The following is a 231-nucleotide window of genomic DNA, read 5'->3' on the forward strand; positions in this document are numbered from 1 at the left end:
CTCCCGTAGGAGTCTGGGCCGTGTCTCAGTCCCAGTGTGGCGGATCATCCTCTCAGACCCGCTACTGATCGTCGCCTTGGTGAGCTCTTACCTCACCAACTAGCTAATCAGACATCGGCTGCTCGTATAACGCGAGGCCTTTCGGTCCCCCGCTTTCCCCCTCAGGGCGTATGCGGTATTAATCCGGCTTTCGCCGAGCTATCCCCCATTACACGGTACATTCCGATGCAT

1 rRNA gene is annotated in these 231 nt (G+C 57.6%); it reads right to left on the minus strand.

Going from position 1 to position 231, the window contains the following annotated elements:
* Positions 1-231 (minus strand): 16S ribosomal RNA (locus C2134_RS13200); the annotation flags it as partial.

Source organism: Chromobacterium sinusclupearum (genome assembly GCF_002902845.1).
In the GTDB taxonomy this organism is placed as follows: domain Bacteria; phylum Pseudomonadota; class Gammaproteobacteria; order Burkholderiales; family Chromobacteriaceae; genus Chromobacterium; species Chromobacterium sinusclupearum.